The 14239-nt window shown below is 61.9% G+C and carries 17 protein-coding genes; all 17 read left to right on the top strand.

Features of this window, described 5'->3' with window-relative positions:
- Positions 1-57: 57 nt before the first annotated feature.
- Positions 58-1350 (top strand): urea ABC transporter substrate-binding protein, encoded by a 1293-nt coding sequence (gene urtA, locus CO657_RS15705; protein ID WP_054182904.1) that lies wholly within the window; start codon positions 58-60, stop codon positions 1348-1350.
- Positions 1351-1466: 116 nt separating this feature from the next.
- Positions 1467-3119 (top strand): urea ABC transporter permease subunit UrtB, encoded by a 1653-nt coding sequence (gene urtB / locus CO657_RS15700; protein WP_054182903.1) that lies wholly within the window; start codon positions 1467-1469, stop codon positions 3117-3119.
- Positions 3116-4279 (top strand): urea ABC transporter permease subunit UrtC, encoded by a 1164-nt coding sequence (urtC, locus tag CO657_RS15695; protein WP_054182902.1) that lies wholly within the window; start codon positions 3116-3118, stop codon positions 4277-4279. Before urtB ends, urtC begins: the two co-directional genes overlap by 4 nt.
- 5 nt (positions 4280-4284) lie before the next feature.
- Positions 4285-5040, top strand: coding sequence for an urea ABC transporter ATP-binding protein UrtD (gene urtD, locus CO657_RS15690; protein WP_054182901.1), 756 nt, complete (start codon positions 4285-4287; stop codon positions 5038-5040).
- A 76-nt stretch (positions 5041-5116) separates the two neighbouring features.
- Positions 5117-5635 (top strand): hypothetical protein, encoded by a 519-nt coding sequence (locus CO657_RS15685; RefSeq protein ID WP_054182971.1) that lies wholly within the window; start codon positions 5117-5119, stop codon positions 5633-5635.
- 18 nt (positions 5636-5653) lie between these two features.
- Complete coding sequence (gene urtE / locus CO657_RS15680) at positions 5654-6349, top strand: urea ABC transporter ATP-binding subunit UrtE (protein WP_054182970.1); 696 nt, start codon at positions 5654-5656, stop codon at positions 6347-6349.
- Between the two features lie 148 nt (positions 6350-6497).
- A complete protein-coding gene (locus CO657_RS15675; RefSeq protein ID WP_054182900.1) occupies positions 6498-7319 on the top strand; it encodes an urease accessory protein UreD in 822 nt (273 codons plus the stop codon).
- 20 nt (positions 7320-7339) lie between these two features.
- Positions 7340-7642 carry an urease subunit gamma gene (locus CO657_RS15670; RefSeq protein ID WP_003561955.1) on the top strand — a complete coding sequence of 101 codons (303 nt, stop codon included), beginning with the start codon at positions 7340-7342 and terminating at the stop codon, positions 7640-7642.
- 10 nt (positions 7643-7652) lie between these two features.
- Positions 7653-7904 carry a DUF1272 domain-containing protein gene (locus tag CO657_RS15665; protein WP_054182899.1) on the top strand — a complete coding sequence of 84 codons (252 nt, stop codon included), beginning with the start codon at positions 7653-7655 and terminating at the stop codon, positions 7902-7904.
- 9 nt (positions 7905-7913) lie between these two features.
- The gene (locus CO657_RS15660; RefSeq protein WP_003542314.1) at positions 7914-8219 is read left to right on the top strand and encodes an urease subunit beta; all 306 of its coding nucleotides are present in this window, start codon (positions 7914-7916) and stop codon (positions 8217-8219) included.
- Between the two features lie 12 nt (positions 8220-8231).
- Positions 8232-8639: a lysozyme inhibitor LprI family protein gene (locus CO657_RS15655; protein ID WP_054182898.1), complete on the top strand. Its 408-nt coding sequence runs from the start codon at positions 8232-8234 to the stop codon at positions 8637-8639.
- Between the two features lies 1 nt (position 8640).
- Positions 8641-9279, top strand: coding sequence for a hypothetical protein (locus CO657_RS15650; RefSeq protein ID WP_054182897.1), 639 nt, complete (start codon positions 8641-8643; stop codon positions 9277-9279).
- A 3-nt stretch (positions 9280-9282) separates the two neighbouring features.
- A complete protein-coding gene (ureC, locus tag CO657_RS15645; RefSeq protein ID WP_054182896.1) occupies positions 9283-10995 on the top strand; it encodes an urease subunit alpha in 1713 nt (570 codons plus the stop codon).
- Positions 10996-11026: 31 nt separating this feature from the next.
- Positions 11027-11698 carry a TIGR02117 family protein gene (locus CO657_RS15640; protein ID WP_054182895.1) on the top strand — a complete coding sequence of 224 codons (672 nt, stop codon included), beginning with the start codon at positions 11027-11029 and terminating at the stop codon, positions 11696-11698.
- A 330-nt stretch (positions 11699-12028) separates the two neighbouring features.
- Positions 12029-12892, top strand: a complete 864-nt coding sequence (locus tag CO657_RS15635) for a GGDEF domain-containing protein (protein WP_003590577.1) — start codon at positions 12029-12031, stop codon at positions 12890-12892.
- Between the two features lie 84 nt (positions 12893-12976).
- Complete coding sequence (gene ureE, locus CO657_RS15630; RefSeq protein ID WP_054182894.1) at positions 12977-13558, top strand: urease accessory protein UreE; 582 nt, start codon at positions 12977-12979, stop codon at positions 13556-13558.
- Positions 13559-13564: 6 nt separating this feature from the next.
- Entirely contained in the window at positions 13565-14236 is a 672-nt protein-coding gene (locus CO657_RS15625) for an urease accessory protein UreF (RefSeq protein WP_054182893.1), read from the top strand.
- Positions 14237-14239: the final 3 nt, after the last annotated feature.

The raw sequence follows: 14239 nt of genomic DNA, 5'->3' as shown, positions 1-14239 counted from the left end.
GCAACAGTTAAATTCCGTTTCCGGCCTGTTGCGGAACAAGAAGAGGGGCTCAACCAAATGAATCTCAGATCCACGATCACCGGCGCTGCGCTCGGTGCCGTCATGGCGGCATCGGCCGCCTTCCAGGGCGCGCTCGCCGCCGACGACACGATCAAGGTCGGCGTATTGCATTCGCTTTCCGGCACGATGGCGATTTCCGAAACCACGCTGAAAGACGCCATGTTGATGCTCATCGACGAGCAGAACAAAAAGGGCGGCCTTCTCGGCAAGAAGCTCGAGGCCGTCGTCGTCGATCCGGCTTCCGACTGGCCGCTGTTTGCCGAAAAGGCCCGCGAGCTGATCCAGAAGGACAAGGTTGCCGCCGTCTTCGGTTGCTGGACGTCCTCGTCGCGCAAGTCCGTTCTGCCGGTGTTCGAAGAGTTGAATTCGCTGCTCTTCTACCCCGTGCAGTATGAAGGCGAAGAATCCTCGCGCAACATCTTCTATACCGGTGCTGCTCCGAACCAGCAGGCCATTCCGGCCGTCGACTACCTGATGGAAAAAGAAGGCGTCAAGCGCTTCGTTCTTGAAGGCACCGACTACGTCTATCCGCGCACCACAAACAAGATTCTCGAGGCGTACCTAATTTCGAAGGGTATTCCGAAAGAAGACATCATGACCAACTATACGCCGTTCGGCTTCTCCGACTGGCAGACCGAAGTTTCCAAGATCAAGGAATTCGGTTCGGCCGGCAAGAAGACCGCCGTCGTCTCGACGATCAACGGCGACGCCAACGTTCCGTTCTACAAGGAATTGGGCAACAAGGGCATCAAGGCAACCGACATTCCCGTCGTCGCCTTCTCGGTCGGCGAAGAAGAACTTGCCGGCCTCGACACCAAGCCGCTTGTCGGCCATCTCGCTGCCTGGAACTATTTCGAGTCTGTGGAAAGCCCGGCCAACAAGAAGTTCATCAAGGACTGGCACGCTTATACCAAGAACGACAAGCGCGTGACGAACGACCCGATGGAAGCTGCCTATATCGGCTTCAACGCATGGGTTAAGGCCGTCCAGGCTGCCGGCACGACCGATACCGACAAGGTTCTCGACTCCATCATCGGCGTCAGCGTTCCGAACCTCTCCGGCGGTTATGCGACCGTCATGCCGAACCACCACATCACCAAGCCGGTGCTGATCGGTGAAATCCAGGCCAACGGCCAGTTCGAAATCGTCCAGCAGACGCCCGCCGTCGTCGGCGACGAATGGTCGGATTACCTGCCCGACTCCAAGGACCTGATCTCCGATTGGCGCAAGCCGATGTCCTGCGGCAACTTCAACGTTGCCACCGGCAAGTGCGGCGGCAAGGGCTCCTGAGTACGACCCCGATCAGATGATTGCCTGAAGACTTCCGTCCGGGTTTGACACCCGGGCGGAAGCTCCGTCCCAGCGATTGCGCCGCGAGGCCAACACACTCAAGGGCGAGAAAGCCGATGTATCGCGCCATAAAGATTTTCCTCATCACTGTCTGCCTGACATTCTCGGGCCCGACACTTTCCGGCCTCGCATTTCCGGGCCTGGCAGCATCGAGCGAAGTTTGGGCCGAGGACGATATCCACGTGCTCATCGATGCGCTCGGCATCGGCGACTTCCCGGAGCGCGAAGCGGCCATCAAGACGCTGGTCGCCTCCAAGGACCCGCATGTCAACCAGATCCTGCAGCAGTTGAGCGACGGCCTGCTCTACGTCAATTCCGACGGCGGCCCGGTGCTCCTCCAGGGCGGCACCGATGACGAACCGACCTATTCCGATCCAATCACCGGCGAAGCCGCCGCCGATGTCGACCCTGACATGATGACCAAGGTCAAGATCAACAACGCACTTCGCGGTGTGATCAGCGCCGCCACCAGCCAGCTGACGCTGATGAGCCCAGACCGCTCGGCGCGGCTCGCCGCGGCACAGGGTCTGCTGAAAGACGCCGATCCCGCCAACCTCGACCTGCTGAACGCGGCGCTTGCGGCCGAAAAGGACGCCGAGATCAAGAATACGATGGAAGCGGCGCGTGCAGTGCTGCTGCTGAAGACGGATGCGAGCGTCGAAGACAAGAAGGCTGCGATCGATACGATCGCGGCTCGCGGCAATCGCGATGCGCTGACCATCCTCACGACCACGCTCGAAACCGCGCCTGACGATCTGAAGCCTGCGATCCAGGCCGATATCAGCACCATCAATCGCAGCTTGGCGCTTTGGGATGTCGCCCAGAACGTCTGGTACGGCTTGTCGCTCGGCTCGGTGCTGCTGCTTGCCGCGATCGGCCTTGCCATCACCTTCGGCGTTATGGGCGTCATCAACATGGCGCATGGCGAAATGGTGATGATCGGGGCCTATACGACCTATGTCGTGCAGGAATACATCACCTCGGCCTTCCCCGGCGTGGCGGACTATTCGCTTGCCTTTGCCGTGCCTGCCGCCTTCGTCTTTACCGGTTTCGTCGGCCTGGTGATCGAGCGCGCCGTCATTCGCTATCTCTACGGCCGCCCGCTGGAAACGCTGCTCGCCACCTGGGGCGTGTCGCTGATCCTGCAGCAGGCCGTGCGCAGCATCTTCGGCCCGACCAACCGCGAGGTCCGCAATCCAAGCTGGATGTCCGGCGTCTTCGATCTCGGCGGGCTCTCGATCACCTGGAACCGACTGTGGATCATCGTCTTTTCGATGGTCGTCTTCGTGACGCTGCTCCTGCTGCTCAAGCGGTCGGCCTTCGGCCTGCAGATGCGCGCCGTCACGCAGAACCGCCGCATGGCGTCCTCGATGGGCATCCGCACCGGCTGGGTCGATGCCTTCACCTTCGCGCTCGGTTCGGGCATTGCCGGTATTGCCGGCGTGGCGCTCAGCCAGATCGACAACGTCTCGCCGAATCTCGGCCAATCCTACATCATCGACAGCTTCATGGTCGTCGTCTTCGGCGGTGTCGGCAATCTCTGGGGCACGCTGGTCGGCGCCCTTTCGCTCGGCGTCGTCAACAAGTTCCTCGAGCCCTTCGCCGGCGCCGTGCTCGGCAAGATCCTGGTGCTCGTCCTCATCATTCTCTTCATCCAGAAGCGTCCGCGCGGGCTCTTCGCACTCAAAGGAAGGGCGGTGGAAGCATGATAACGGCCTTCCTTCTCCGGTCACTCGATCGCAAGATCGTCATTGCCATCGCGCTGCTGCTACTGGTCGCCGTTCTCGTGCCGGTCCTGAACCTGATGACCGGGCCGACCAATCCGCTGCATGTGCCGACCTATATCATGTCGCTGTTCGGCAAGTATCTGACCTATGCGCTGCTGGCGCTGACGCTCGATCTCGTCTGGGGCTTCTGCGGCATTCTCTCGCTCGGCCACGGCGCCTTCTTTGCGCTCGGCGGTTATGCGATGGGCATGTATCTGATGCGCCAGATCGGCACCCGCGGCAGCTACGGCGACCCGATCCTGCCCGATTTCATGGTGTTCCTGAACTGGAAGGATCTGCCCTGGTTCTGGTACGGCTTCAACCATTTCTGGTTTGCGGCACTGATGGTACTCGTCGTGCCCGGCCTGCTCGCCTTTGTTTTCGGCTGGTTCGCCTTCCGCTCGCGCGTCAACGGCGTCTATCTCTCGATCATCACCCAGGCGATGACCTACGCGCTGCTGCTGGCTTTTTTCCGCAACGACATGGGCTTCGGCGGCAATAACGGCCTCACCGATTTCAAGGATATTATCGGCTTCAACGTCCAGGCCGACGGCACGCGTGCAGCCCTCTTTGCGGCAACCGCGGTCTTGCTGGCGCTGTCGCTGCTGCTTGCCTCGGCCATCGTGCGCTCGAAGTTCGGCAAGGTGCTGGTCGGCGTGCGCGATGCCGAAAGCCGCACGCGCTTCCTCGGCTATCGCGTCGAACACTTCAAGCTCTTCACCTTCGTCGTCTCGGCGATGATGGCGGGCATTGCGGGCGCGCTCTATGTGCCGCAGGTCGGCATCATCAATCCCGGCGAATTCGCCCCTGCCAACTCGATCGAAGTGGTCATCTGGACGGCGGTCGGCGGACGGGCGACGCTGATCGGGCCGATCATCGGTGCGATCCTGGTCAATGGCGGCAAGACGATCTTCACCGGCCTCTTCCCGGAGTTCTGGCTGTTTGCGCTCGGCGGTCTCTTCGTCGCCGTCACGCTGTTTCTGCCGAAAGGTGTCGTTGGCACGATCGCCCAATATGTCGGCAGGCGGAAAGCCGTCTCCAAGGCTGCCCCACCCGTGGCGCAGGAAGACGTCATCGAACCGAAAATTCAGGCCGCGGAGTGAGCAGTATGATCCCCGACGTCAAACCCACCAGCGTGCTTTATCTCAACGGCGTTTCGGTTTCCTTCGACGGTTTCAAGGCGCTGAATTCGCTGTCGATCGTCATCGAGCCCGGCGAACTGCGGGCCATCATCGGCCCGAACGGGGCGGGCAAGACGACGATGATGGATATCATCACCGGCAAGACCAGGCCCGATGAAGGCGAAGTGTTCTTCAACGGCACGATCGACCTTACCAAGAAGGACGAGGCCGATATTGCGGAGCTCGGCATCGGCCGCAAATTCCAGAAGCCGACGGTCTTCGAAAGCCACACGGTGTGGGACAACCTGGAACTGGCGCTGAACCGCCGCCGCGGCGTGTTCTCCACGCTGTTCTATCGGCTTTCGGGCGAGGACAAGGCACGCATCGAAGAAATCCTCGAAACGGTGCGGCTGACGCATCGGCGCGACGAATTCGCCGCCAACCTCTCGCATGGGCAGAAGCAGTGGCTGGAGATCGGCATGCTGCTGGCGCAGGAGCCGAAGCTGCTGCTGGTCGACGAACCGGTGGCCGGCATGACGGATGCCGAAACGGCTGAGACCGCGATCCTGCTCAAGGATATCGCAAGGACCCGGTCGGTGGTTGTCGTCGAACACGACATGGGCTTCATCCGCGACCTCGGCGTCAAGGTGACATGCCTTGCGGAAGGCTCGGTGCTGGCTGAGGGATCGATCGATTTCGTCAGCTCGGATCCGAAGGTGATCGAGAACTATCTGGGCCGGTGATTCATGCAACTTAGAGGCTTGAACCTGACAAAGGAAAACGCTCTAAAACGGGCGGGTTTTCTTGTGGGGTTTCATCATGGCTTTTCTCGGTATTCTGGTCGCGGCGATCAGCGGCGCGGTCATCTGGTATTGGCGTTTTAAGATGGTGCGTGAGGCGGGAAACGAGATCATCGATTCCGTCGAGCGGATGCGGGGCGCCTATAAGCGCGGAAAGTTGCGCAAGCAGGCGGAGGCAGCGCCGCTGGCCTCGATCGCCGATCCGGCGATTGCGGCAGTGGCTTTCTTCTTCTGCCTCGCCAAGGAAAAGCCGATGTATCTCGACGCTGCGAAGGATGTCGTCCGCAGCCGCATGAAAGGCATCATCCGGCCGGGCGATATGGAAGAGGTACTGGTTTTCGCCGATTGGGCGTCCAAGAACGTCACCAGTCCCGAAGACCCGATCCGCCGGTTCCGAGACCTCTGGATGAAGGCGCTCGACATGCAAGAGCGTCAGCAATTGATCGGCATTGCCGAGGACGTGGCCGTTGCCGGCGGCGAGAAAACGAAGGAACAGGAGTACGCCCTGCAGATGCTGAGGCGTACGCTGATGAACTGATGGGGAATGGGTGAACGGATGCTGACAGTCGAAAACGCAAATCTGCACTATGGCGCAGCGCAGGCGCTGCGCGGCGTCTCCGTCAAGGCGGAGATGGGCAAGATCACCTGCGTGCTGGGGCGCAACGGCGTCGGCAAGAGTTCGCTTCTGCGTGCCGTGACCGGCCAGCATCCGCTGTCGGCCGGCACCGTCACCTTCAACGATACCCGGCTGAACGGCCTGCCGCCCTTTGCCCGCGCCAAGCAGGGCATCGGCTATGTGCCGCAGGGGCGGGAAATTTTCCCGCTGCTGACGGTCAAGGAAAATCTCGAAACCGGCTTTGCCCCACTCGGCCGTCGCGACCGGAATATCCCCGACGACATCTTCAGTCTCTTCCCGGTGCTGAAGTCGATGCTGTCGCGCCGCGGCGGCGATCTTTCCGGCGGCCAGCAGCAGCAGCTTGCCATCGGTCGCGCCATGGTGACGCGGCCTCGGATTCTCGTGCTCGACGAGCCGACCGAGGGCATTCAGCCGTCGATCATCAAGGATATCGGCCGGGCGATCCGTTATCTCCGCGATTTCACCGGCATGGCGATCCTGCTGGTCGAACAATATCTCGACTTCTGCCGGGAGCTTGCCGACTACGTCTACATCATGGATCGCGGCGAGATCGTCCATCAGGGTCTTGCCGAAACGCTGGATACGCCGGAGGCCCGCCGCCATCTGACCGTCTGATCGGCAAATGCTGCATTTTTCGGCAGGTGACGCAGCGCCTTTCAAATCTGCCAGGCCCGTTGCGCGTATCCTTGGACGGCACGGGAATTGCTTGCTTTCCGTAACCCGCGCGATCAGGCGAACCGGTGGCGCGACCGAAAGGGACGTTATGATGATTGCGGCGGCAGGCACGCGACCGCAAAGAGCGGAAGGACGCGGGCATCTGGCGGCAAAGCTGTTCGACGGTCGCACGCGTCTGCGCGAGCTCTACCAGGAGGGCGCGGCGAAGATCCGCCTGCCGGATACATTCGATGCCTCGATGGAAGCCGTCATCATCAACACCGCTGGTGGACTGACCGGCGGCGATCGGATAGATTGGAGCATTGAGGCCGGAGCGGGCACGCGCATCGACGTCACCACCCAGGCCTGCGAGAAGATCTATAAGGCCTCTGCCGGCACGGCCGAGGTGACGACCAGCATCAAGGTCGGAACCCAAGCCCGCGTCGACTGGCTGCCGCAGGAAACGATCCTCTTCGATCGTTCCGCACTTTTTCGCCGCCTGGATGTCGATCTCGACGAGAGCGCCGAATTTCTGGCCGTCGAAGCCATACTGCTTGGCCGCAAGGCGATGGGCGAGACGGTGATGACCGGGCTTTTCCGCGACCGCTGGCGCATCCGCCGCTCAGGTCGGCTGATCCATGCGGAAGAACTGAGGCTTTCGGAAGGGGTGGCGGCGCTGGCAGCGCGCCAGGCGGTGCTCGGCGGGCAGGTGGCTTTTGCGACGCTGCTTTATGCCGGGCCGCTTTCGGAAGCCTATCTCGGCAAGGTGCGGCTGCTCGTCGAAGGCGCGATGGGCGGTGAGAGCGCCTGGGACGGCAAGCTCGTCGTCCGCCTTGCGGCAGCCGACGGCTTTTCGCTGAGAAAAATCCTGATCCCGGTCATTTCCGCCTTGCGCAATGGTGCGCCCGTGCCGAAAGTCTGGAATCTATGAACTCAATAAGCAGGTAGAAGATGAACCTCACTCCGAGAGAAAAAGACAAGCTGCTGATATCCATGGCGGCGATGGTGGCCCGGCGGCGGCTGGAGCGCGGTGTCAAGCTGAACTACCCGGAAGCGATCGCGCTGATCAGCGACTTCGTCGTCGAAGGCGCCCGCGACGGCCGCCCGGTCGCCGAGTTGATGGAGGCCGGCGCCCATGTGATCGGCCGCGATCAGGTGATGGAGGGGATTGCCGAGATGATCCATGACGTGCAGGTCGAGGCGACGTTTCCGGATGGAACCAAACTCGTCACCGTGCACGAACCGATCCGGTAGGGAGACCGATATGCTCGAGCTCAGGCCCAACTGCGAATGCTGCGACAAGGATTTGCCGCCGGAAAGCGCGGAGGCACGGATATGCACCTATGAATGCACCTTCTGTGCCGACTGCGTCGACGAAGTGCTGAAGGGCGTCTGCCCGAATTGCGGCGGCAATCTCGTCCCGAGACCCATCCGGCCGGCAGCGATGCTTGCCAAAAATCCGGCATCGACGAAACGTGTGCTGAAGGCCGAGGGCTGCGCGCCCAAGGCGGCTTAAGGAGATAAGATGATTCCGGGCGAGATCATTGCCGCAAGCGGCGACATCGAACTGAATGCCGGCGCGCCGACCGTGACGCTGGAGGTTTCCAATACCGGTGATCGGCCGGTGCAGGTCGGCAGCCACTATCATTTCGCCGAGACCAATGCCGGGCTTTCCTTCGACCGCGCGGCGGCGCATGGCAAGCGGCTCGATATCCCGGCGGGAACGGCGGTACGCTTCGAGCCGGGACAGACGCGTTCGGTGACGCTGATCCCCCTTTCCGGCAAGCGCGAAGTTTATGGCTTCCGTCAGCTGGTGATGGGCAAGCTTTAACGGGAGGGACGCATGCGTTTGAACATCTGCCTCATCGGGGCGGCGATGCTGCTTTCGGCGGGTAGCGCTTCCGCTCAGGATGTCGATTGCCAGAACCCCAAGACACAATCGGACATGACCTCTTGCGAGGCGGCGCGCCACGACACCGCCGACAAGGCTCTGAATGTGCAATACAAGAAGACCCGCGCCGCTCTGGCGGCGGTCGACAAGGATCTCGACGGCGACATGAAGGGCGCGGAGCAGGCGCTGGTCAAGGCGCAGCGCGCCTGGATCGATTATCGCGATGCCGAGTGCGATGCCTTCGGCTTTCAGGCCCGCGGCGGCACGATGGAGCCGATGCTGGTCGCCGGCTGCCTCGCCAACATCACCGACAAACGCACGGAAGAGCTGAAAGAGCTCGAAGACACGATGAGCAATTAAGGTGATCAGGAAAATCGCAATCGTCGGCAATGGCGAGGTCGCAGAGGCGGAAGCTGGCGTGATCGATGCCGCTGATTTCGTCATCCGCTTCAACGATTGCCGTTCCTATGGGGCCGGCGGCGGCAGGACGGATGCCGTTGCGGTCTGCAATACCGGCCGGCCGGCAAAGGCGATGCTTGGTTCGCCGCAATGGCGTGCCCATCCCGGCGTCGTTTCGGCTCACGAAATCTGGAGCGTGCGCGACCCGGAAAAATTCGCCGCGATGCGGGCGCCGCTTGCCGTCTCGCATCCGGAACTCGACGATTTCTGCGACGATTATACCGATGAATTCACTGCCTTCTGCGCGGCGACGGGCAAGAGACATATCGTCATCGGCAAGTCGGTCCATGACGCCGTCGATGCCGCGCTATCGGCCTTTGCGCCGGCACCCTATGTCGTGCCGAGCAGCGGCTTGATCGTCATTGCCGAGGTGCTGAACAAACATGCCGGGGCCGAGGTGATGCTGGCCGGCTTCGGCCACGTCGGCTGGGAATGGCACCCGTTTGCGGCCGAACGACAGCTCGTCGATCATTATATTGCCGCCGGCCGCCTCACGCGGCTTGGCGGAAACTCACTAGTCTCTTCCTCCCACGGAGCCTGACGGATGCCCTATAAGATCTCGCGCGCTGCCTATGCCGGCATGTTCGGACCGACGACCGGCGACAAGGTGCGCCTTGCCGATACTGAGCTCTTCATCGAGATCGAGAAGGATTTCACCACCTATGGCGAGGAGGTGAAGTTCGGCGGCGGCAAGGTGATCCGCGACGGCATGGGCCAGAGCCAGGTGACGCGGGCGGACGGCGCGGTCGATACCGTCATCACCAATGCGGTGATCGTCGATCACTCCGGCGTCTACAAGGCCGATATCGGGCTGAAGGACGGGCGCATCGTCGCAATCGGCAAGGCGGGCAATCCCGATATGCAGCCCGGCGTCAATATCATGGTCGGCCCGGGCACGGAGGCGATCGCCGCCGAAGGCAAGATCGTCACCGCCGGCGGCATGGACAGCCATATCCACTTCATCGCGCCGCAGCAGATCGAGGAAGCGCTGATGTCGGGCATGACCTGCATGCTCGGCGGCGGCACGGGGCCGGCGCACGGCACGCTCGCGACCACCTGCACGCCCGGTCCCTGGCATCTCGCTCGCATGATCGAAGCGGCCGACGCCTTCCCGATGAACCTCGCCTTTGCCGGCAAGGGCAATGCCTCGCTGCCGGGGGCACTGACCGAAATGGTGCTGGCCGGCGCCACCTCGCTGAAGCTGCACGAGGATTGGGGCACGACGCCTGGCGCCATCGACTGCTGCCTGTCGGTCGCCGACGAATATGACGTGCAGGTGATGATCCACACCGATACGCTGAACGAAAGCGGCTTCGTCGAGGATACGATCGGCGCCATCAAGGGCCGCACCATTCATGCTTTTCACACGGAAGGGGCAGGCGGCGGCCACGCGCCCGATATCATCAAGATCTGCGGCCAGCCGAACGTCATTCCCTCGTCCACCAATCCGACCCGGCCCTATACGGTCAATACCATTGCCGAGCATCTCGACATGCTGATGGTCTGCCATCACCTGTCGCCGTCGATCCCCGAGGATATCGCCTTTGCCGAAAGCCGCATCCGCAAGGAGACTATCGCCGCCGAAGATATATTGCACGACATCGGCGCCTTCTCGATCATTTCGTCCGACAGCCAGGCCATGGGCCGCGTCGGCGAAGTGGCGATCCGCACCTGGCAGACGGCCGACAAGATGAAGCGCCAGCGCGGTCGTCTGAAGGAGGAAAACGGCGACAACGACAATTTCCGCGTCCGCCGCTATATCGCCAAATATACGATCAATCCGGCGATCGCCCATGGCCTCAGCCACGAGATCGGCTCCGTCGAAGTCGGCAAGCGCGCCGATCTCGTGCTCTGGAACCCGGCCTTCTTCGGGGTGAAGCCCGACATGGTGCTGCTCGGCGGCTCGATCGCCGCTGCGCCGATGGGCGATCCGAACGCTTCGATCCCGACGCCGCAGCCGGTGCATTACCGGCCGATGTTCGCCTCCTACGGCCGGAGCCTCACCAATTCCTCCGTGACCTTCGTCAGTCAGGCCTCGCTCGATGCAGGCCTGAAGGGCCGGCTCGGCGTCGCCAAGCAACTCGTGGCGGTGAAGAATACCCGCGGCGGCATCTCCAAGGCCTCGATGATCCACAACGACTTGACACCGGAGATCGAGGTGGATCCGGAGACCTATGAGGTCAGGGCAAACGGCGAATTGCTGACCTGCGAGCCGGCGACGGTGCTGCCGATGGCGCAGCGCTATTTCCTGTTTTAGGCGCACGTCTCCGATGCGAAGGACTGCTCTGATGAAAACAGGCATCCGCTGGCTGTTGCGGGCCGTATTCCTGCTCGTGTTTCTGGCGGCCTGCGGAACCTTCATTCCCCGGCCGCTGATTGCCCCCGTCGAGGCGTGGTCTGCGGCGGCGACGCATCGGATTTTGCTGCTGTCCGGACCGATCCATACCGATATTGCTATTCCGCTCGACGAGGAGACGCGGGCTGCCTTTTCCTTTCTCGCCGAGACCGGTTTTCCGCTCGGCCATCCGGATGCGGAATGGCTCATCATCGGCTGGGGCGGCCGCGCCTTCTATCTGGAAACCCCGAGCTGGTCGGAGCTGAAGCCACTGCCCGTGCTGCGGGCGCTGACGATCGACCGTTCGGTGCTGCATGTCGACCTTGCCGGTCACATTACCGAGCCGCAGCCCGCCGTTGCGGCGTTCGATATCGGCGACGATCAAATGGCGCGGCTGCGCGATTTCATCTCGGACAGCTTCGTTCGCGACGCGAGCGTGGTGGCGCCAATCCCGGATGCGGGTTACGGCGAGATCGACCGGTTCTTCGAGGCTAAGGGATATTTCAACGCCCTCTTCGGCTGCAACACCTGGACGGCTGCCGCGCTCCGCTCGGCGGGGCTTCAGACCGGCTTATGGAACCCGCTTCCACAATCATTGCGATTGTCTCTCGGTGTCTACAATTGAAGCAGTCGCTGGGCGATCCGCTGTTAAAGTGAATTGTGTATCATGCTCTCCGTTCGGTTGTAAAAATCGGTGGAAAAGCCGGTATTTTTCTCAGCTAGACCATTCTGGAACAGTGCCGTCGTCCAGGCTTATAAAGCTGTTTTAAATCAATCGTCTAACTGTCTCACCGCACTGTCCGATTCAGGGATTGGAAGGCTGCATCTCCTGCTAGAAAAAATCTGTCCACCGAAAGCTCCAAAACCGCTCGAATTTTAACGAGTCGATTAAGACACCCGCAGCAATTGGGCTCCTATCAATGCCGTGAAACGCCGGGCAGGAAGGTCGATTCTCATGAGAAACTGGATGTCGCTGCAGGCCGATTTCGGCAATTTCCAATATCGTGGGAACGTCTATGTCTTTGCATTGAAGATGAGCTTTTTGACGGTTCTTCTCTCCGGCGTCATCATGGCGGTGACAATACCGCCGCTCGGTTTTCTCGGGCTGCTGCCGGTGACGCTCTCGCACGCGATCGGCTTCGGCGTCATTTTTTCCTGGCTCGTCGGCGGCACGGTTTCCGGCATGCTGTCGCTGGCCGCTGGTTTTGCCCTGCACGAACTGACGCTGTCGCGGGCGGAGTTCGAAAAGCTCAGCCGAACGGACACGCTTTCCGGACTGTTGAACCGCCGCGCTTTTACAGAGGCGCTCGAAAACACCGAAGGCGACGCCTCGCTTGTTATTTTCGATGTCGACCGCTTCAAGGCGATCAACGATCGCTTCGGCCATGGCTGCGGCGATGCCGTCATCACCGCGGTCTCGGCCATGCTCATATCCGCCTTCGATGAAATGTCCGTCGTCGCAAGGCTGGGCGGGGAGGAGTTCGGCGTCATCATCTCCGGCGAGCCGCTGGAGGCGCGGATGGAACGCATCGAAGGTGTCCGGGCCCGGATCGCAGGCGGCGCCATCGCAGCCGAGGGGCATGATATCCGCATCACCGTTTCCGGCGGTGTCGCCGATCTCGCCGCCGGGCGCAACAAGCAGGCGGTCTATGCGTCGGCAGACCGGGCGCTTTATCTCGCCAAGGCGCTCGGGCGCAATCGGGTCGTACATGAGCGGGAAGGCCTGCATCATGCCTGGCACGGGCTCGCCGATAATGGCCTCGAGGCCAGGGGCAGGGGAGTTGAGAGCGACAACGTGATGCAGGCTTACGGAATATAAAAGCCCGAAGCGAGCACAAAGGCCATTGGTGCTTGCATCGGGAAAGGCTATTTTGCATGGTCGCCTCAGCAAAACGGACATATCATGCAGCGCGTTACCTCCTATCTTCCCGCCGGAACCCCGTCCTCCCATCCGACCGCCCAGGTCAAGCTGCCGCACGATCTGCGCCATCTGCGCCGCAAGCTGCTGCATCTGGAAAATGGCGAGATGGTCATGCTCGATCTCAAGGACCCGGTGCTTTTTGCCAATGGCGACCTGCTGGTGCGCGACGACGGCGAACTGATCGAGATTCTCGCGGCCGATGAGAAACTGTTTGAAATTCGCGGCCATGACCGCACGCATCTGGTCGAGCTTGCCTGGCATCTCGGCAACCGCCATCTCGCGGCCCAGATCGAGGAAGACCGTATCGTCATCCTGCGCGACCACGTCATTCGCAGCATGCTGCAGGGGCTCGGCGCCACCGTCCTCGACATCGACGAACCCTTCCAGCCGGCGCGCGGCGCCTATCATTCCCATGGCGCGCATTCGCACGATCAGGGTCATGCGGCGCATGACCACGGGCATGAGCACAAACATGATCACGGCCACGACCATGTGCATGGGCCGGGATGTGATCACGACCATGACCATGACCACGGACATCATCACGACCATAAGCACGACTGAGGCTCGATGACGGGAGATCGTGAGCTGCAGGCATTGCTGCGTCTGACGGCATGGCTCTCGCCGGCCTTTCCGGTCGGCAGCTTTGCCTATTCGGGCGGGCTGGAGCGGGCGGTGGCGGACGGGCTGGTCACCGATGCCGTCTCGCTGGCGGCTTGGATCGGCACGCTGATCGGCTATGGTTCGGTTTGGAACGATGCGGTGCTTTTGGCCGAAAGCCACAGGTGGCAGGCAGAGCCCGCACGCCTTGTCGAGATTGCCGCGCTTGCGGAGGCGCTTGCCGGATCGCGCGAGCGCCATCAGGAAACCATGCTGCTCGGCGACGCCTTCCTGACGGCGGCACGCGCCTGGCCTGATGGCGTGTTCGAAAGACTGCCTGACAAGGCGGCCTATCCCGTCGCGGTCGGGGCGGTCACTGGCGCGCACGGCATCGGGCCTGAGAAGGCGCTCGCCGTCTTCCTGCATGCCTATGCCTCGCAGGCGGTTTCCTCAGGCATCCGCCTCGGCGTGACCGGCCAGAGGGACGGTGTTGCCGTGCTTGCCGGTCTCGAAGAGTGCATCACGGAGGTCGCGCGGCGGGCAGCGGCCTCGACGCTCGACGATCTCGGCTCGGCGACGGTGCAGGCCGATATTGCCGGCCTGCGGCATGAGACGCAGGCGACGCGGCTGTTCCGTTCGTGATGG

Origin of the sequence: Rhizobium acidisoli (assembly GCF_002531755.2) — a bacterium.
In the GTDB taxonomy this organism is placed as follows: domain Bacteria; phylum Pseudomonadota; class Alphaproteobacteria; order Rhizobiales; family Rhizobiaceae; genus Rhizobium; species Rhizobium acidisoli.
The sequence above is the reverse complement of the archived record's forward strand: the minus strand, read 5'-3'. Positions and strand labels throughout refer to the sequence as shown.

Excerpts from the sequence above, each read along its gene's own strand:
- urtA (WP_054182904.1), top strand. The coding sequence starts at position 58 with ATGAATCTCAGATCCACGATCACCGGCGCTGCGCTCGGTGCCGTCATG.
- urtB (WP_054182903.1), top strand. The coding sequence starts at position 1,467 with ATGTATCGCGCCATAAAGATTTTCCTCATCACTGTCTGCCTGACATTC.
- urtC (WP_054182902.1), top strand. The coding sequence starts at position 3,116 with ATGATAACGGCCTTCCTTCTCCGGTCACTCGATCGCAAGATCGTCATT.
- urtD (WP_054182901.1), top strand. The coding sequence starts at position 4,285 with ATGATCCCCGACGTCAAACCCACCAGCGTGCTTTATCTCAACGGCGTT.
- CO657_RS15685 (WP_054182971.1), top strand. The coding sequence starts at position 5,117 with ATGGCTTTTCTCGGTATTCTGGTCGCGGCGATCAGCGGCGCGGTCATC.
- urtE (WP_054182970.1), top strand. The coding sequence starts at position 5,654 with ATGCTGACAGTCGAAAACGCAAATCTGCACTATGGCGCAGCGCAGGCG.
- CO657_RS15675 (WP_054182900.1), top strand. The coding sequence starts at position 6,498 with ATGATGATTGCGGCGGCAGGCACGCGACCGCAAAGAGCGGAAGGACGC.
- CO657_RS15670 (WP_003561955.1), top strand. The coding sequence starts at position 7,340 with ATGAACCTCACTCCGAGAGAAAAAGACAAGCTGCTGATATCCATGGCG.
- CO657_RS15665 (WP_054182899.1), top strand. The coding sequence starts at position 7,653 with ATGCTCGAGCTCAGGCCCAACTGCGAATGCTGCGACAAGGATTTGCCG.
- CO657_RS15660 (WP_003542314.1), top strand. The coding sequence starts at position 7,914 with ATGATTCCGGGCGAGATCATTGCCGCAAGCGGCGACATCGAACTGAAT.
- CO657_RS15655 (WP_054182898.1), top strand. The coding sequence starts at position 8,232 with ATGCGTTTGAACATCTGCCTCATCGGGGCGGCGATGCTGCTTTCGGCG.
- ureC (WP_054182896.1), top strand. The coding sequence starts at position 9,283 with ATGCCCTATAAGATCTCGCGCGCTGCCTATGCCGGCATGTTCGGACCG.
- CO657_RS15640 (WP_054182895.1), top strand. The coding sequence starts at position 11,027 with ATGAAAACAGGCATCCGCTGGCTGTTGCGGGCCGTATTCCTGCTCGTG.
- CO657_RS15635 (WP_003590577.1), top strand. The coding sequence starts at position 12,029 with ATGAGAAACTGGATGTCGCTGCAGGCCGATTTCGGCAATTTCCAATAT.
- ureE (WP_054182894.1), top strand. The coding sequence starts at position 12,977 with ATGCAGCGCGTTACCTCCTATCTTCCCGCCGGAACCCCGTCCTCCCAT.
- CO657_RS15625 (WP_054182893.1), top strand. The coding sequence starts at position 13,565 with ATGACGGGAGATCGTGAGCTGCAGGCATTGCTGCGTCTGACGGCATGG.